General features: G+C 62.0%; 15 protein-coding genes. 3 read left to right on the top strand and 12 right to left on the bottom strand.

Annotation, left to right across the window (positions count from 1 at the left end):
* Positions 1-155 precede the first annotated feature (155 nt).
* Positions 156-776, bottom strand: coding sequence for a TetR/AcrR family transcriptional regulator (locus B597_RS27940; protein WP_003296087.1), 621 nt, complete (start codon positions 774-776; stop codon positions 156-158).
* 242 nt (positions 777-1,018) lie between these two features.
* On the opposite strand from B597_RS27940, the gene B597_RS27935 reads away from it, so the two are divergent.
* Positions 1,019-1,837 (top strand): substrate-binding periplasmic protein, encoded by an 819-nt coding sequence (locus tag B597_RS27935; RefSeq protein WP_024161713.1) that lies wholly within the window; start codon positions 1,019-1,021, stop codon positions 1,835-1,837.
* A 27-nt stretch (positions 1,838-1,864) separates the two neighbouring features.
* On the opposite strand, the gene B597_RS27930 is transcribed toward B597_RS27935, so the two are convergent.
* Positions 1,865-3,325: a sensor domain-containing diguanylate cyclase gene (locus B597_RS27930; protein ID WP_003296084.1), complete on the bottom strand. Its 1,461-nt coding sequence runs from the start codon at positions 3,323-3,325 to the stop codon at positions 1,865-1,867.
* A 215-nt stretch (positions 3,326-3,540) separates the two neighbouring features.
* Between B597_RS27930 and B597_RS27925 the strand changes: the two genes are divergently transcribed.
* A complete protein-coding gene (locus tag B597_RS27925; RefSeq protein WP_024161712.1) occupies positions 3,541-5,472 on the top strand; it encodes a methyl-accepting chemotaxis protein in 1,932 nt (643 codons plus the stop codon).
* 734 nt (positions 5,473-6,206) lie between these two features.
* Here B597_RS27925 and B597_RS27915 read toward each other — a convergent pair.
* From B597_RS27915 to puuE, 8 genes are all read right to left on the bottom strand, one after another.
* Entirely contained in the window at positions 6,207-7,019 is an 813-nt protein-coding gene (locus B597_RS27915; RefSeq protein ID WP_003296079.1) for an outer membrane protein OmpK, read from the bottom strand.
* 96 nt (positions 7,020-7,115) lie between these two features.
* The gene (locus B597_RS27910) at positions 7,116-8,624 is read right to left on the bottom strand and encodes a uracil-xanthine permease family protein (protein WP_024161710.1); all 1,509 of its coding nucleotides are present in this window, start codon (positions 8,622-8,624) and stop codon (positions 7,116-7,118) included.
* A gap of 207 nt (positions 8,625-8,831) precedes the next feature.
* A complete protein-coding gene (locus tag B597_RS27905; RefSeq protein WP_003296074.1) occupies positions 8,832-10,382 on the bottom strand; it encodes a cation:proton antiporter family protein in 1,551 nt (516 codons plus the stop codon).
* Between the two features lie 224 nt (positions 10,383-10,606).
* Positions 10,607-11,842: a urate hydroxylase PuuD gene (locus tag B597_RS27900; protein WP_003296073.1), complete on the bottom strand. Its 1,236-nt coding sequence runs from the start codon at positions 11,840-11,842 to the stop codon at positions 10,607-10,609.
* Positions 11,843-11,916: 74 nt separating this feature from the next.
* Positions 11,917-12,429: an ureidoglycolate lyase gene (locus tag B597_RS27895; protein WP_003296071.1), complete on the bottom strand. Its 513-nt coding sequence runs from the start codon at positions 12,427-12,429 to the stop codon at positions 11,917-11,919.
* An 86-nt stretch (positions 12,430-12,515) separates the two neighbouring features.
* Positions 12,516-13,511 carry an allantoicase gene (gene alc / locus B597_RS27890; RefSeq protein WP_003296070.1) on the bottom strand — a complete coding sequence of 332 codons (996 nt, stop codon included), beginning with the start codon at positions 13,509-13,511 and terminating at the stop codon, positions 12,516-12,518.
* 68 nt (positions 13,512-13,579) lie between these two features.
* Positions 13,580-14,095 (bottom strand): 2-oxo-4-hydroxy-4-carboxy-5-ureidoimidazoline decarboxylase, encoded by a 516-nt coding sequence (gene uraD, locus B597_RS27885; RefSeq protein WP_003296069.1) that lies wholly within the window; start codon positions 14,093-14,095, stop codon positions 13,580-13,582.
* Positions 14,092-15,024, bottom strand: a complete 933-nt coding sequence (gene puuE / locus B597_RS27880; protein ID WP_003296068.1) for an allantoinase PuuE — start codon at positions 15,022-15,024, stop codon at positions 14,092-14,094. Before puuE ends, uraD begins: the two co-directional genes overlap by 4 nt.
* A gap of 278 nt (positions 15,025-15,302) precedes the next feature.
* On the opposite strand from puuE, the gene uraH reads away from it, so the two are divergent.
* Positions 15,303-15,656 carry a hydroxyisourate hydrolase gene (gene uraH / locus B597_RS27875; protein ID WP_003296067.1) on the top strand — a complete coding sequence of 118 codons (354 nt, stop codon included), beginning with the start codon at positions 15,303-15,305 and terminating at the stop codon, positions 15,654-15,656.
* A gap of 242 nt (positions 15,657-15,898) precedes the next feature.
* On the opposite strand, the gene B597_RS27870 is transcribed toward uraH, so the two are convergent.
* Together B597_RS27870 and B597_RS27865 are read right to left on the bottom strand one after the other, a co-directional pair.
* Positions 15,899-16,525 carry a LysE family translocator gene (locus tag B597_RS27870; RefSeq protein WP_003296066.1) on the bottom strand — a complete coding sequence of 209 codons (627 nt, stop codon included), beginning with the start codon at positions 16,523-16,525 and terminating at the stop codon, positions 15,899-15,901.
* Between the two features lie 79 nt (positions 16,526-16,604).
* Complete coding sequence (locus B597_RS27865) at positions 16,605-17,951, bottom strand: NCS2 family permease (protein ID WP_024161709.1); 1,347 nt, start codon at positions 17,949-17,951, stop codon at positions 16,605-16,607.
* Positions 17,952-18,042 lie beyond the last annotated feature (91 nt).

Below are 18,042 nucleotides of genomic sequence, written 5' to 3'. Positions count from 1 at the left end.
ATTCAGGCATCGGCTCTCGAAAGGTTGGCTCGCCCGGCAGGGCGCAGTTCTAGATACGACAAGCATGTCCGCGAATTTCGCCCGGCGCTGGCCGACAGGCCCGTAGCGCCGCGTTCAGTGAGCGTCTTCGAGTTCCCTGGGCGCCAGGATGGCGCTCAGGCGGGTGTCGCTTCGGCAATCTCGCACCCCTTGAGTACCAGCCGTATGATGGTGTCCGCAGCGGCATCGTAGTCGCTGTCGTCGAGCCGGGCCTTGCCTGTGACGGTGCTGATCTGCCAGTCGAAATCGGCGTAGGTCTGGGTCGCTGCCCAGATGCTGAACAGCAGATGGTGGGCGTCGACATTCGCCATCAGACCGTCGTCGATCCACTGCTGGATGCAGGCGATATTGTGCGCAGCCTGAGCGTTGAGCTGGGCGGTACGCTCCGGTGACAGATGCGGCGCACCATGCATGATCTCGTTGGCGAAGACTTTCGACGCGCAGGCGTGGTCGCGGGAGATCCTGATCTTGGTGCGGATGTAGGCGCGCAGGACCTTGGCCGGATGACCGGGCTGGTTGAACGGGGCGGAGGCGGCCAGCAGTGGCTCGACGATGCTCTCCAGCACCTCGCGATAGAGGTTTTCCTTGGACTTGAAGTAGTAGTAGACGTTGGGCTTCGGCAGCCCGGCGCGGACCGCGATGTCGCTGGTCTTGGTCGCGGCGAAGCCCTTCTCGGCGAACTCCTCGCTGGCAGCCTTGAGAATCAGCTCTTTGTTGCGCTCACGAATACTGGACATGGGGCCTGTTCAATTGTGACTGCCCAGCCTGGCAGCCTGTCGTGGCATCCTAGCACCCGCTTCCGAGCGGCCTCAAGGTGTCATGGAGACGGCTGAACTGTGAGCTATTTACTGTAAAAGTGTATACAAGGATTGTGGCTGCTCTGTTACTGTCGCATCGATAGCGCTGCAGGGCGAATCGAAGAATGCGACGTGGCGGGGTTCGCTGCCGGAGTCGTGCGGACCCTTTGCACGGAGTTTCGATGAAAGGCTTTCTTGCTTCTCTTTTGTTGACCTGTTCAATCCCCGCGGTAGCGGAGACGGCCTATGTGATCGGAGTCGAACAGGCTGAGTTCCTGCCGCATTACAGTGGCGATGCCAACGGCAATTTCAAAGGCTTCACGCGAGAGCTTTTCGACCGTTTCGCCACCCATAGCGGGGTACGCTTGGTGTTCCGCGTCATGCCCGCTGACGTTCTGTTGCCTGCGCTGCTTGCCGGTGAGATCGACGCCAAGTATCCGGATAATCCGAACTGGTCGCCCCAGGCAAAGACCGGACGCAACCTGCATTACAGTCAGCCCGTGGTGAACTATGTCGATGGTGTGATGGTGATGCCGCGCCGAGCAGGGCTGGGCCTCGATGAGCTCAGACGTCTGGCGGTGGTGGATGGCTGGTCGCCGCGGGGCTTCGAAGAGCTGATCGGTGCGAATCGGGTGCAAGTGGTCAGTAGCAAGGGGCTGCCACGCATGGTACGGCAGGTGCTGCGCAGGGACGCTGAAGGCGCCTACTACAATGTCGTGGTGGCGGCCTACTACCTCAATAACGTGCGCGCCAGGCCGGGTGCGCTGGTGTTCGATGCCGGGCTTCCTCATACCCGTGCTACGTTCAATCTTTCCAGTATTGAGCATCGGGAACTGATCGAGCGCTTCGACCGTTTTCTCGACGAACAACAGGCCGAGATCACTGCGCTCAAGGACAGACATCAGGTCGAGGCAAACCTGTCGTCCGAGTACATCGGAATGGAACAGTGGAAAATCGACTTTCTGGAGCGGCAGAAGCGCAAACGTGAGGCTGACCGCTAGGATGCCGAACCAGGCGGCGGAGACGCGTCATGGCTGCATCGCCGTCGTCGCCAGGCATACCCGGTTGCGCCCGCCGTTCTTCGCCCGGTAGAGCGCCTGGTCCGCATCATGCAACACGTCCTCCAGTGCACCGCTGGGGGGCAGGCGAGCCGCGCCAATGCTTACCGTGACCTCCAGGCGATTGCCCTCGAATTCGAAGCGTTCGGCTTCGGTCGCGGCGCGGATTCGTTCCGCCAACGAAGCGGCGGTGTCGAGTTCGGTGTCCTTGAACAGCACCACGAATTCTTCGCCGCCCCAGCGGGACACCAGATCGGCCTGTCGGACCTGCCGCGCGAGAAGCTCGGCGAAGTGGCGCAGGACCGAGTCGCCGGCGAGATGGCCATGCTGGTCGTTGAGGCGTTTGAAGTGATCGATGTCCAGTATCAGTACGCACAGGCTGCTGGCGTGTCGCCTGGCTTCCACTACGGCGTGTTCGGCAATCAGGCCGAAACCGTGGCGGTTAAGCCGCCCGGTCAGGGCATCGTGAGTCGCCATGGTTTCGATGCGCTGCAGATAGCCACGACTGATCACGCTCACCAGAAACAGCACGGTGGCAGTCACGCTGAAGCAGATCATCAGATTTATCCATAGCGCGCGCCGCACGGGGGCCATGACGCCGTTCTCCTGCTTGTCGACCATCAAAAACCAGCCCAGCTCCGGGATATGGCGGATGTTGATGAAATGCTGCTCGCCCTGGCTCCGGTAAGCGAAAGAGCCGGGGCGAAGCTGGGGCAGTTGCTGGTTGAGGTCCGCCAGGCCTGGAATATCATCCAGCGCCGTCTGGCGTGGCTGGCCGTCCGGCCCGCCCTGCTGGCCGCTCATGGCGATGCGGCGCTGTGCATCGACGAAGTAGATGTTGCGCTGATAGTGGCGCTGGTAGGTGTCGATCAATCCGACCATTCGCTCGAGCGTAAGGCCAACACCGGCCACTCCGCGGAAGCTGCCATCGGACCCCGTGACTCGGTAGTTGATGAACAGGATCAGCCGCTTGGCATCGACGACGATTTCCCAGGGCGTGCCGCTTTGCTCGAAGCGATAGAACCAGTGATCTGCTGGGTCACCGGGTTCCATCGTTTGTACGGAGCCGTTGGTGTAGTAGGTCTGCGACGCCTGAGAGGCGAAGAATGCGGTCGAGGTGTCGTGGCGCTGCTGGATGGCTTGCAGATAACGGCTGATCAGCGCCGCGTTGGATTCGCCCTGTTCCAGCCAGTCGAGGACGAACGGTTCTTCGGCCATGGCGGCCGACACCTGAACCAGGCGGACCAGATCCTTCTGGATTTCTCCGGAAATGACGTCTGCCGTCAGCGGTAGCTCCGTGCCGATGATGCTTTGGCGGATGATTTCACGGGAGGTGTAATAGCTGGCAAGGCTGCTGATTCCGAAACCCAGCCCGATGATCAGGGCGAGGATTGGAAGAAGAGAGCCCTGCTTCAGGGTCAGTAGCGCCATCGACTGTTCCTGCCGTTCTGTGGGCGGCACGCTGCCCGCCGAATTCTAGACTGCAGTACGGGCTCGCAGCTGGCGCTGATAGCCACCGTTCCGCCCAATGGTCATAAAGATCCGGATTTCCGGGTCGATAGAGTATTAGTGCCAGGTTTGCATGAGCGTATACATATCAATGTAATATTGTGTACACCTTCGAAGCTTTCAATGAGGTTATGGCAATGTCCTTCATGCGACGCAGTATCCAATGGCAATTGATCGTCAGCATGGGGGCAGCCCTGCTCGCCAGCATTCTGATTGTCATCCTTGTCTATTCATCGGCTGTCAATCGGCTGGCTGAAGCATACCTGGTAGGCCGAGCGCTACCGGCCACGATCGCCTCGATCCGTAACGATATCGAACGCACTCTGATGGCACCGATCACCGCAACCGCTGGTATTGCCAGCAATACCCTGGTGCACGATTGGCTGCGTAGCGGTGAGTCGGGGATCGGGGCCGATGCCATTGGCCGCTACCTGAACGGCGTCAAGCAGCAGGAGGGGGCCTTGACCACTTCGATCGCGGTGCTTGGAAGCGGCAATTATTACTCCGAGACCGGGCTGTCGCGCACGCTGGACAGAGCTGCAGCTGGCGATGGCTGGTTTTACAGCCTGGTCGACAGTGGTATCGATCAGCGCTTCGACATCGACATCGAAAAGACCACACGTCAGCCGACCCTGTTCATCAACCAGCGCATCGAGTCCGCTGGCAAGACGCTGGGGGTGGCGGGGTTGGGCTTCAGCCTGAAAAGCATGTCCGAGCTGGTCAGCAATTTTCGTTTCGGCGAGCACGGCGAAGTCTATCTAGTCAGTGGGGATGGTCGGATCAAGGTACACCCGGATACCGAGCACAATGATCGAACCGAACTCGGCGCCCTGGTGGGTAGCGAAGCCGCGCGAACGCTGCTTGGCGGTTCCAGCGAGGCGGTGCGTTACGAGCGCAACGGTGAGACGTTCCTGGCCATCGCCCAGCCATTGGAAACCCTTGGCTGGGTGTTGGTAAGCGAGGTCCCGGAAGCGGAAATCTTCGTCGAGGCACGCCGTACGTTGTGGACCATCAGCCTGGTTGCGGCCTGTATTGCCCTGTTCTTTCTCGGACTGGTGGTACTGTTGGCCCGCGGGCTGGTGAAGCCGATTCGTCAGGTGACCAACGCGCTGGTAGAAATCGGTGGTGGCGGCGGCGACCTTACGCGGCGCCTGGATGAAGACCGCGCCGACGAATTGGGTGATCTTTCGCGTGGCTTCAACCGCTTCATCGACAGCCAGCGTGAGTTGATCGGCGATGTGCTGAACACCAGTCAGCAACTGCGTACCGCGATAGGGCAGGTGGCCCAGGTGGTGGACAACACCGCGACCCGCGCCGGGCGTCAGCACGAAATGACCGACATGGTTGCCACCGCCGTGCATGAAATGGGCCTGACCGTGCAGGAGATCGCCCGCAACGCCAACAGTGCCGCGCAGGCTTCGCAAAGTGCGCGCGGCGAGGCGATGGAGGCTCGCGAGGTGGTCAGTGAATCGATTGTCCATATTGAAAGGATGTCCGGCGAGATAGGCAGTGCCGCCGAGTCGGTCACCGATCTGGCTCAGCAGGTCGCGTCCATCGACCAGGTGCTGGCGGTGATTCGCAGCATCTCCGAGCAGACCAACCTGCTGGCACTCAATGCCGCCATCGAGGCTGCTCGGGCCGGCGAGATGGGGCGTGGGTTCGCCGTGGTGGCCGATGAAGTGCGGACCCTGGCCAGTCGAACCCAGGCCTCTACCGACGAAATCCAGCAGATGATCCAGCGTCTGAAGAACGGCACCGAGACTGCTGTCGGCGCGATGCTCGCCGGGCAGGCCTCCACGGGTACCGGTGTGCAGGCCAGCCAGCGCACCGGCCAGTCGCTGGGTGCGATCACCGCGCAGGTGGATGCGATCAACGACATGAACATTCAGGTTGCGGCTGCCACCGAGGAGCAGACCAGCGTCACCGAGGAGATCACCCAGAACGTGCAGGGTATCGCCGATCTGGCCCAGGCCACTGCGGTCGATGTGCAGAACTGCAGAGCCGACTGCCAGGCGCTGTCGCGACTGGCCGAGGACCTGGGGCGGCAGATGGGCAATTTCCGCCTTTGAGGCATCGACCTGCTGCGCCAGGGACGGCGGGTCAACAAATTCTGGGCACTGGTTCAGAGGCCGGTGACTCGTCTTCAACTGGCGTTTGATGCCCGATGTAGCTGCCTGGCCGCAGATGATCGTGGTCGTTCTTCAGGTAACGCAGCATCTGCGCCTCAGCCTGACCCTGGCAAGCATGGCCGTGTTCCGGCATCCACTTTGTTTTCAGACTCCTGAATAAGCGCTCTATCGGTGCGTTATCCCTGCCGGAACTCGATGGGTGTAACGGGCAGCCTTGGTCAGCATGAACGTCGGCTGCTGCGGACGAGCACGTGACTCAGAGGCCGCGCGCAAAGCGGGGCGTTGCGAGCTGCCAGTCGGGGCGATTGGAGAGCGCCAACCCGCGATGCGGCGCGTAGACGGCTCCATGACTGCCGCCAGGCAGACCCAGCGGTCACCCGCCCAGATATGGATCAGGTTGCCGTACCACGCCTGGTTGGGGCTCAGCGTGAGCTGCCACGATGATCTGACGGCGACCTCGTTTGCTGACGTCGTGGACGTTGTTGCGATGTGCGCCAGGTACGCCGAGCAGCTCGGCTCGTGAATACCGCTCGGCCAATGATCAAGCAGGCTTGCCGATCGGGGACGACGGTCGACAGGGGGCGAGGAGGATGGGATGCATGGGGAGGATGAAGCAGGAAGCGAAGCGGGAGGATGAAGCAGGGTGGCCGGGGCAGGAGCCCCGGCCGGTTCGATCAGAAATGCGCCTTGACGATGGCGCTGAAGGTGTTCTGGTCGGTTTTGCCGACGAAGTTTTCGCTGACGAACCCACCGTCTTCGATACCGTACTTGTTGGACCAGTAGTCGTATTCGATACCGACGTAGAGCTGCTTCTCGCCCCAGTTCAGAGCCTTGCCCAGGTCGTATTTGATCTGCGGGTTGAAGTGGAGGTTGGCGTGGTACTCATCGCCACGGGCGTTGCGATCGTTGTCCACCACCCAGTCGATGAAGCCGTCGATGAGGATGTCGGAGTTACCCACCGGCAGCGTGTAGCCCCACACCGGAGTGACCTGCCAGACGCCGTCGCCGGCGCGGTCGCCGTCGGTGTCGCGGTGGTAGACGTTCACCGAGACGTAGTCGAAGCCGGGAACGTCCAGGTCGAAGCCCGGGCCGATCATGTAGGTCTCGACGTCGTCTTCGCCAAACTCGTAGGTCATGGCGACCAGCACGTCCTTGATCGGGCCGAAGCTCAGGTCACGCTGGAAGATCTTGCCGAACGACAGGCGCGGCGAGAATTCGCCGTAGAAGGTGCTGTCGTCGTTGCCGCTGTCGTTGCCCTTGCCATTGAAGTGGATCGAGTCGAGGAAGAGGAACGTGTCGCCGTACTTCCAGCCGTTGACATGCTCGAAGGTAACGGTCTGCTGGATCGGCGAGTCAACCTTGTAATCCTTGCCGTACAGATAGGTCAGGCTGTTGCTATGCCAGTGGATCAGGTCGCCGGCCAGCGCCGGGGTTGCGAGCAGCGTGCCGGTGATGACGAGGCAGAGTGGGGCAGTTTTGTAATGCATGGGATGGTTCCTTTGTGTTTTTGTTGGCGAGGCCGTGCCCGACCGGCGCGTATTCTGGTGCAAGGCCGGTACGGCGTGAAGCGAGTAGTGCGCCGTTCAGCTGGTGGAATTGGCCTTGGCAGGCCGCGGCATGGCGTCGCAGCTTTCGCGGTTGCCCTGCTGGTAGTCAGGGATGTTCACTGAAAGCGTATTGGTGCCGATGGAATCCTCGATCAGCTCCTCGGGATCGAACGCATCCAGTTCACTGGGCTCACGCGGCAGAAACAGATTGAGCAGGATGGCGCTAAAGGCACCGATGGTGATTGGCGAGCCGAATATGTTCTTCAATACATCGGGCATCGCGCTCAGTACTTCCGGCACGCCGGCCACGCCCAGCCCGAGGCCGAGGGAAATCGACACGATCAGCATGTTGCGTCGATGCAGGCCGGCTTCGGCAAGGATCTTGATACCGGCGATGGCCACGGTGCCGAACATGATCAGGGTGGCTCCACCGAGTACCGGTTTGGGCATCAGCTGCAGTACGCCGCCGACGGCGGGAAACAGCCCCAGCAGCACCAGAATGGCCGCGATGTAAAAGCCGACATAGCGGCTGGCGACGCCGGTGAGCTGGATGACGCCGTTGTTCTGGCTGAACGTGGTCATCGGCAGGCTGTTGAACACCGCGGCGACCGCCGAGCTGCAGCCATCGGCGAGGATCCCCGATTTGATTCGCCGCAGGTATACCGGCCCGCGTACCGGCTGGCGCGAGATCATCGAGTTGGCGGTGAGGTCACCAGCGGTTTCCAGCGGGGTGATCAGGAAGATGACAGCGATCGGGATGAAGGCCATCCAGTCGAAGGCGAAGCCGAAGCGGAACGGTTGCGGCACGCTCAGTAGTGGCAGTTCGCCCAGCCCGGTGAAGTCCACCTTGCCCATGGACCAGGCCGCCAGATAGCCCGCGGTGAGTGCGACGATGACCGCCGACAGGCGCAGGACCGGCCAGGGGAAACGGTTGAGCACCACGATGATGCCGATCACCAGTCCGGCCAGCGCCAGGTTGGGCAGCGCGCCGAGATCCTCGGCACCGTAACCGCCGGCGATATCGGTCATGGCCACCTTGATCAACGACAGCCCCATCAGGCAGATGATGGTGCCGGTGACCACCGGGGTGATCACTCGCCTCAACTTGTTGATGCATTGGCTGAAGGCAATCTCCACGAACGCCGCGCAGAAGCTCACGCCGAACAGCGTGGCGAGAATTTCCTCCGGTGTACCGCCGCGTGCCTTGACGATGAAGCCTGCACTGAGAATCGCACTCAGGAAGCCGAAGCTGGTGCCTTGCAGGCATAGCAGTCCGGAGCCGATGGGGCCGAAGCGCCTGGCCTGGACGAAGGTGCCGAGGCCGGAGACGAACAGCGCCATGCTGACGAGGTAGGGGACGTATTGATTGAGGCCGAGCACACTGCCGACGATCAGCGTGGGGGTGATGATGCCAACGAAGCTGGCCAGCACATGCTGCAGGGCGGCAAATGTCGCGGGCAGCGGGCCGGGACGATCATCGAGCTGATAGATGAGGTCCTGATTCGCCTGTGGAGCGCCGCCGCTCCTGTTTTCGGTTGCGGTCATTGTTAAGCCTGCCATTTGTTGTTGTACGGTCATGGGCTTTCGAGGCTTCACGGCACCTCTGTCACTGACTGGCGAAATTGATCGTTCGGTCAGGATGCTGCGACTATAACAATCTGTAGACAGGCAAATAAACAATAAATAACAAAATTGTGCACAATAAAATTGGCGGCACGCCCAGCGCAGCAGCGAGCGCGGTTCGAGCAATCATCAACGCGGCGTTTGCAGCGCCCGGGCAACGTTCTCGGCCAGGCCCGCACCGGCTTCGCTCATGGTCAGGTAAGTGCGGTCGGCGCCAGCCTCCTGGATGCGCTGGGCGATGTCTTCGTACATGGCGTGCGACACGATCAGGCCGCCGAAGCCGCTTGCGCGCAACTTGCGGGTGGAAATGATCTTGGCTTCGGGATCGTTCATCGCCAGGATCACTGCCTCGACGCCGTTCATTTCCAGGTTCTGCCAGAACATCTGGTCTTCGGCATCGGCGAATAGAATGTGGCGGCCTTCGGCGGTGTTCTTCTCCACCATCACCGGGTCGGAGTCCAGGCTGACCAGGTTGAAACCTTTGCGCGCCAGATAGTCGTAGGCCGCGCGCCCGGTCCGTCCCATGCCCATGATCAGGATGCGCGCGTCGCCGAGCGATACCGGTTGCTCGTCGGGGTGGCGAATGTTGCGCTCGCAGCGGATCAGCCGCGGCGCGAGGCGTTCGTAAAGCGGGTGGGCGATACGGTTGATCTGCGCCGAGATGATGAACGAAAACGCCACGGTGATCGCCAGCGGCATCAGCCATTGCGGCAGCACCACGCTGGCGACGATCAGGCCGAACTCGCTGTAGTTCGTCAGGCTGGCGGCGCTGAGGAAGGCGCTGCGCGCGCGCAGGCGGAAGGCGACGAACAAGCCGAAGAACAGCACGGCCTTGAGCGGCAGCAGCAGGGCCATGGCAAAGGCGAACCACAGGGCATCGGCATCTGGCAGCCCGCCGATTCCGATCTTGAGAAAGAAACCTACCAGGAACACTTCCTTGATCGCCCACAACGAGTTGGACAATTCGCTGGCGCGCTTGTGTTTGGCGAGCATGGCGCCGAAGGCCAGCGCACCCAGTTCGGAGCTCAGCCCCAGCGTCTCGAAACCGTAGCCGCCAACCACCAGCGCGAGCATCAGGCCGAGCAGCACCATCAGTTCCTCGTGTCCGCTGGCATCGAGCAGGCGGAACAGCACGGGCCGCAGCAGCGGCAGCAGAAACACCAGCAGTGCCCAGGCGGAAGGTACCTTGCCGGCTGCAAGGCTCATGACCACGAGGGCGATCAGGTCCTGAATGATCAGCACGCCGATGGCAACGCGGCCGTGGAAGGCGCGCAGTTCGCGCTTGCTTTCCAGCACCTTGGCCGCCAGCACGGTACTGGAAAATGACAGTGCGATGGCCAGCAGCATCGCTTCCTGCCAGCTGCTGTCGAGGATCAGCAGAATCGCCGGCATCACCAGCACGCTGGAAATGAAGAAGTGCAGCAGGCTGCCGCCAATGACTTCGCGCCGCACCAGATTGCCGAGCTTGAGTTTGAGCCCGACGGTGAACAGCAGCAGGAGCACGCCAAGGTGTGCCAGGTGGTCGAGAATGATGCTGTCGTCGTGGTCGACGCCTACGTAGTCGCCTGCCGCAGCGAGTGCAAAGCCGGCGCCCAGATAGCCGATCAGGGGCGGCAGGCCGATGAAACGGGCGAGCAGCCCGAGAACGAAGGCGAAGGCGATCCAGCTGGCTTCAATCACGGGGGCGGCGTCCGGTGTCGAGGGGGGGCGCGGCATTTTAACGGGATGTCAGCGAATAGGCAGCTCTGCTGGGGGCTGTTCGCTGGTTGTCCGAGGCACGCGTGCGCTGCGGCCTCGTGCTGGCAGGTCGAAGCCGGCAAAGGCTCTGCCGGACCTGCCCTGTCCGACGGGGCGCAGCGTGTAGGCGGGAGAACGCCGCGCCTGTCCGGCGCGGCGCGGGCGCATCAGTCGATGGGCGCGCCCTTGTCGATCCAGGCGCCGAGCAGATCGCGCTCATCCTGGGTCATGCCGGTCATGTTACCCAGAGGCATGATCTGGCTTGCTACGGCCTGTGCATGGATCTTGGCGGCTTGCTGACGAATCTGCTCGGGCGTATCGAACATCACCCCGGCCGGAGCGGCACTGAACAGCGGGCTGCTCGGCTGTGCCGCATGGCATACGCTGCAGCGCTCGTCGATCACCTTGCGCACCTTGGCGAACTCGGAGCTTTCTGCGCCGCTGTTGCGCTGTGCGCTGGCGGCGGCCTGCTCCGGCGAGGTCGCGGCCGGGTTCGCAGCGGCAGGCTGGCGATTCGGCGCGGTGACGAAGGCCAGGCAGATCATCCCCAATGCCGCGGCGGGCAGTGCCCAGGCGAAGCGGTTGCCGGCGTGGCGGGTGTTGAAGTAGTGCCTTACCAGCACCGACAGCGCGCCGAGTGCGGCGAGGATGAGCCAGTTGTACTGGCTGCCGTACGTGCTGGGGAAGTGGTTGCTGATCATGATGAACAGCACCGGCAGGGTGAAGTAGTTGTTGTGCCGCGAGCGCAGCAGGCCCTTGGCCGGCAGTACCGGATCGGGCGTGCGGTTCTGCTCGATGGCTGTCACCAGCGCGCGCTGTGCCGGCATGATGACGCGGAAGACGTTGCCGACCATGATGGTGCCGATCAGCGCACCGGTGTGGATGTAGGCAGCGCGGCCACTGAAGATCTGCGAGTAGCCCCAGCAGGCGGCGATCACCAGGATGAACAGCACCAGGCCGAGCAGGGCAGGCGTCTTGCCCAGGGGCGAGTCGCACAGCAGGGCGTAGACGAACCAGCCGACGATCAGCGAGCCGAAGCCGATGGCGATGGCCATGGCCGGCGCCAGGTCGCTACCCGGTGCGATCAGGTACAGGCTCGGGTTGAGGTAGTAGACCACCATCAACAGCGCCACACCCGACAGCCAGGTCGTATAGGCCTCCCATTTGAACCAGTGCAGGTTCTCCGGCATTTGCGGTGGGGCCAGCTTGTACTTCTCCAGGTGGTAAATACCGCCACCGTGGATGGCCCACAGGTCACCCGACAGACCTTCACGCGGGTTACTGCGGTTGAGATTGTTCTCCAGCCAGACGAAATAGAAGGAAGCACCGATCCAGGCTATGCCGACGATCATGTGTATCCAGCGAATTCCCAGGTTCAGCCATTCGGTCAAATGAGCGTCCATTTGTCATGCACCTCTTGCGGCCTGCAGGCCGCCGTATTTCTTCTTATTTGGAGCCGGCTTGAGCACAGCAGCGCTCATGTCGATTCCCGTTGGGGGTCGAGGAGGAGTTGTTGATCCTCCGGAAAGAAGTACTCGTCGCAGTTGTTGCCAGAACCGCTGCGATCGACCACCAGGAATTCATCCCGCTTTTCGATCGTCAGCACCGGGTGGTGCCAGACGCCGCGGTGGTAATTGACGCCCTGCCTGCCATTGCTGACGAAGGCGCGGACGTGGCCCGGTACAGGTGCATCGCCAACCGGCGCGACCACGACCAGAAAGGGGTTGCCGAGCAGCGGAATGAAAGCCTGGCTGCCCAGCGGATGACGTTCGAGCATACGGATGGCCAGCGGCATCTGCAGCGCTTCGGCGGCGAAGATGCTGATGATTGCGCTGTCATCGGGCTGCGCCGTCTCCACCGCGGCCAGCTTGTGGTAGCGACGTGTGGAGCCGTTGTTGATCATGAAGTACTCGCTGCCTTCGGTTTCGATGACGTCGCCGAAGGGGGCGAAGGCATCCTTGGTCAGCGGTTCTATGGTCAGTGTGCGCATGCGGTTCTCGTTGCCAGAATTATGCGTTGTAGCCCCGCGCCATTGCGGGGCTGGTTTTCAGTGGGCTGAAGCCCACCCTACAACTGTTACTTAGCCACCTTGCCGAACAGGCGCAGCCGGCTGACGCCGCCGTCCGGGAAGATGTTCAGGCGTACGTGGGTGATCGGGCCGAGCTTGGCAATCTGCTCGCTGAACTCGTGTTCGGCGTGCATTTCCAGCTTCTGGCTCGGCAGCAATTCGCGCCAGAACAGGCTCTGGGTCTCGATCTGGCTGTCTGTACCGCCCTTCACGTAGGCCGCCTGGATGTTGCAGCTGTCCGGGTAGTTGCCCTTGAAGTGCAGCGTGTCGACGACGATGCGTTCGATCTCGCCCGGATGCCCCAGCGCGACGATGACCCAGTCGTTACCCGGTGTGCGGCGGCGTGCAGTTTCCCAGCCGTCGCCCATGTTGATGCCGCGGCCCGGGTTGAGGATGTTGCTCATGCGCCCGAAGTGCTCGTCGGAGCAGGCCAGGGCACGGCCACCGTTGAGCGCCGCCGCCAGGTCGATCTGTTCGTTGTCGCCGATGCTGCTCCAGTCGCGGAACGGAATGCCGTGTACGCGCAGGCGCGCGACACCGCCGTCCGGATAGATGTTGAAGCGCAGGTGGCTGACTGGCTTGTCGAAGGCGATCTCGTGGTGGTGATGGCTGTTGCCCTGCAGTTCGACCGCCGGAAGGATTTCCGTCCAGACGGTGTCGTCGGTCGGGTCGCCTTCAGCGATGAAGCAGGCTTCCAGCGAGGCAGATGGCGGGTAGTTGCCGGTAAAGAAGCTGGTGTCGATGTCGACGCCCTTGATCCAGCCCGGCACGCCCAGACGAATCACCGCGTGGTCGAAGCCCTCGAAGCGCTTGCGGCGGGATTCCCAGCCGTCCATCCACTTGCCGTTGTCATCGAACACGCCCTCCTTCCATACGGCCGGGGTCGGCTGGAACAACCGGTTGACGTCGGCGAACCAGTCGTCGGTGACGGAGATGGCGCGAGTGCCCAAGCGGGCATCGGCCAGGTTGACGTATTTTTCGAAAGGTACGGCGTAAGCTTTCATGGACTCGTCTGCCTTGGCTGAGAGAAGCGGTTTCTGTCGATTGCTGCCTTTGCTACGGATGTTGCCTGTTACATCGCCTGCAGTCGGAACAGGGCGATCTTGTTGATTTCGGCCAGCGCCCGGGCGAACTCCTGCTCGGGGTTGTTGTGGATGCGTTCCTCGAACGCGGCGAGGATCTGGTGCCGGTTGCTGCCCTTGACCGCCATGATGAAGGGGAAGCCGAACTTCGCCTTGTAGGCATCGTTGAGTTCGGTGAAGCGGGCGAACTCCTCGGGCGTGCATTCATGGATGCCGGCACCGGCCTGCTCGGAGGTGCTGGCGGCGGTCAGTTCGCCTCTTACGGCAGCCTTGCCAGCCAGATCCGGGTGGGCATTGACGAGGGCCAGTTGCGTATCGTGGTCCGCGGCCAGCATGGTCTGGGACAGGCGAGTGTGCATCACCTCGACCTGGTCCAGCGTCGCGTCGACACCGGCTTGGTAGACGGTTTCGGCGACCCAGGGCGAATGCTCGTAGACATCGGCGAAGGCGTCGACGAAGGCGTCGCGGTCGAGGGTCGAAGGCTTGATCGTCTTGAACGGGGTCATACGGTGCGCTCCGTGGTAAGCGGGTGGGTGGCGTGCCAATGGCGGGCGATATCGACGCGGCGGGCGAACCAGACCTTCTCATGGCTCTTCACGTAATCGATGAAGCGGGCCAGCGATGCCAGGCGCGCCGGGCGGCCGAGCAACCGGCAATGCATGCCGATGGAAAGCATTTTCGGCGCGCCTTCACAGCCCTCGGCGTAGAGCACGTCGAAGGCGTCCTTGAGGTAGGTGAAGAAGTCGTCGCCACTGTTGAAACCCTGCGCCTGGGTAAAGCGCATGTCGTTGGTGTCCAGCGTGTAGGGAATCACCAGGTGCGGTCTGTCCGGCGTCGATTCCGGATCCCAGTAGGGCAGGTCGTCGTCGTAGGTGTCGGAGTCGTAGAGGAAGCCACCTTCCTCACGAACCAGGCGCCGGGTATTCGGCCCGGTCCGGCCGGTGTACCAGCCTAGCGGACGTTCGCCGGTGATCTCGGTGAGGATGCGGATGGCCTCGAGCATATGCTCGCGTTCCTGCTCTTCATCCATGTACTGGTAGTCGATCCAGCGATAGCCGTGGCTGCAGATCTCGTGGCCATCGGCGACCATCGCCTTGATCACGTCCGGGTGACGTTGCGCGGCCATGGCCACGGCGAAGATGGTCAGCGGAATGTCGTGCTTGTCGAACAGCTTGAGCAGACGCCAGACGCCGGCGCGGCTGCCGTATTCGTAGAGCGACTCCATGCTCATGTGACGTACGCCCTGAAACGGCTGGGCAGAAACCATTTCCGAAAGAAAGGCTTCGGATTCCTTGTCGCCGTGCAGCACGCAGCGCTCGCCGCCTTCCTCGTAGTTGAGGACGAAGGACAGAGCGATACGCGCATCGCCCGGCCAATGCGGGTGCGGTGGATTGCTGGCGTAACCGATCAGGTCGCGTGGGTAGTCGGCGCTCACTGGGGTGATTCCTGTGTGGTAGGTCGTGATGAAATGACCGGATGGTGAATTGTATACAAATTGATGTGCAGTTTGTAAATAGCGATCTTCATCGAATCCCTCTCGATATTTCCCCAGTGCTGTGTGGCAGTGAGTCCACGCGGCATCCGCTGCCTGCAGAGAACGGGCCAATTGCTGTTGCGTAGATTGTGTACAAAAATATATCGAAATTGTCTTGAATGTAAAAGGATGCATGGCTATGCTCGGGGCAGTTTCCATTCAACGAAGCGGAGGTGCCCGTGGGCCGTTTGACCACACATGTACTCGATGCCGCCCATGGTTGCCCGGGCAGCGGAATCAAGGTGGAGCTGTATCGTGTCGAGGATCAGGGTCTGACTCTGGTCGTGACCCGTGAAACCAATGCCGATGGCCGCTGTGACAGCCCGCTGCTGGAAGGCGAGGCTTACCGGTCCGGTGTCTACCAGCTGCATTTTCACGCCGGAGACTACTACCGCGGCCGCGGTGTGAAACTGGGCGAGCCGGCGTTCCTGGATGAAGTGGTGCTGCGCTTTGGCATCGATGCCGGACAGGATCACTATCACGTGCCGTTGCTGATTTCGCCGTACAGCTATTCGACGTATCGGGGTAGCTGAGGCCGTTCACTTTCAGTGCTGACTCTTGTTGGGTCCTTCTTACCCGCCGTTATGGCGGGTTTTTTATGCGTGGTGGGTGGTGCTGTTCGTGCGGGGGGCGTTACTGCAAGAGGCGTGGCGCACTCATGGCGATCCTTGTGCCCTGCCCAGCTATGGACGCGTCGCGCCGATGGAACCCTGACTTGCAGTCAGGGCTCGGCCTTATCGGTTGTCACCCAGCCGATGGACTGGGTGCAACGCCCTCATCGACTTAACAACGAAGCCGCCCCCGCGCTCCCGAACAGTGCCGCACTGGTTCGGTTGAACCACACGTGCCCCTTTCCGGTGCGCAGGTAGCGTGCCGCACCCTGCGCGCCCAGGCCGTAGGCCAGCTTGCAAAGCAGATCCAGCATGGCCCAGGTCGCGACCATCACCAGCAGCTGCGGCAGCAGGGCGCCCTCGGCACTGAGAAACTGGGGCAGGAAGGCCGCAAAGAACAGGATGTCCTTCGGATTGCTGCCGCCCAGGAGGAACGCCCGTCCGAACAGCCGGCTGAAGCGTGGTGCGTGGGTGCAGGTGTCGAATTCGCGGGTAGTCGGCGTGCGGCGGGCGTCCTGCCAGCTCTGCCAGGCCAGATAGAACAGATACAGTGCCCCAATCAGCTTGAGCAGGCTGAACAGCCGCTCCGAGGCCATCAGCAGTGCGCCGAGCCCCAGCGCCGATGCGCTGAGCAGGATGATGGAGGCGGTCACGCCGCCGAGGAAGGCTGGCCAGGAACGGCGCACACCATAGTTCAGGCTGTTGCTGATCATCAGCAGCGACAGCGGCCCCGGGATCAGGATAACCACCAGCGCCGCACTGGCGAACAGCAGCCATGTTTCCAAGGTCATGAGGCCTCCTTCGGCCAACGCCAAGGCCCCACCGCGTAGCGGTGAGGCCTGTCAATGAGCCGGGCGCTGCCGGCCCGGTTCAGAGGAACGCGAACTTGGCGATGAAGATCACGCACAGCACGTACAGGCTGATGGAAACCTTGTCGCGCTGGCCGGTCAACAGCTTGAGCGTCGCGTAGGTCAGGAAGCCCAGGGCGATGCCGTTAGCGATGGAAAAGGTCAGTGGCATCATCACCACGGTGACGATTGCCGGGATGGTATCGGTGTGGTCCTTCCAGTCGATATTGGCCAGGCCGCTCATCATCAGCATCGCTACGTAGATCAGGGCACCGGCGGTAGCGTAAGCCGGAATCATGCCCGCCAGCGGAGCAAAGAACATCGCACACAGAAACAGCACCCCGACGGTGACTGCGGTCAGGCCGGTGCGGCCGCCAGCAGCAACACCCGCGGCGCTTTCCACGTAGCTGGTCACTGGCGGGCAACCGACGAAGGCACCAATCACGCTGGAGCTGCTGTCGGCTTTCAATGCGCGCGAGAGGTTTTCGATCTTGCCGTCCTCGTTCACCAGGTTGGCACGATGAGCGACGCCCATCAGTGTCCCGGCGGTGTCGAACATGTTCACGAAGAGAAAAGCCAGGATCACGCTGACCATCGCCACGTTGAGCGCACCGGCGATGTCCATGGCCAGCCAGGTTGGTGCCAGGCTCGGCGGCATCGATACCAGGCCGTTGTACTCGACCAGGCCCATCGTCCAGCCGATGCCGGTAACCACAAGCATGCTGACGAGGATGGCGCCGAACACGTTGCGATGGCTGAGCACGGCGATCATCAGGAAGCACACCGCAGCCAGCAGCGCCGAAGGTTCTGCGAAGGAGCCCATGGTCAGCAGCGTGGCCGGGCTGTCGACGACGATGCCGGCGGTCTTCAGGCCGATCAGCCCGAGGAACAGTCCGACCCCGGCGCCCATGGCGAAGCGCAGGCTCATGGGAATGCTGTTGAGCAGCCATTCGCGAATGCGCGACAGGCTCATGATCATGAACATCACGCCGGAGATGAACACCGCGCCGAGTGCGATCTGCCAGCTGTAGCCCATCTCGCCGACCACGGTATAGGTGAAGAAGGCATTCAGCCCCATGCCGGGTGCCAGGCCTACCGGCCAGTTGGCGTACAGGCCCATCAGCAGGCAGCCCAGCGCCGCGCCGATGCAGGTCGCGACGAAGGCCGCACCGTGATCGACACCGGCGTCAGCCATGATGTTCGGGTTGACGAAAATGATGTAGGCCATGGTGACGAAGGTCGTCACGCCGGCGAGCAGTTCGGTGCGTATGCTGGTGCGGTGCTCGGTGAGCTTGAACAGGCGGTCCAGCCAGGCGGGGGGAGTGCGCTGCAAGGACGCTGTCTGAGTTTTCGGTTTGATGCTTTCCACTGGGCATTCCTCATCGTTCTTGTTGTATATCACCCGGAGCGTAAGAACTCCCGAGGGGCGGGTGATGTGGCACTTTCTGCTTCGGTAGTTG

Source organism: Stutzerimonas stutzeri KOS6, assembly GCF_000307775.2.
Taxonomy (GTDB): domain Bacteria; phylum Pseudomonadota; class Gammaproteobacteria; order Pseudomonadales; family Pseudomonadaceae; genus Stutzerimonas; species Stutzerimonas stutzeri_B.
The sequence above is the reverse complement of the archived record's forward strand: the minus strand, read 5'-3'. Positions and strand labels throughout refer to the sequence as shown.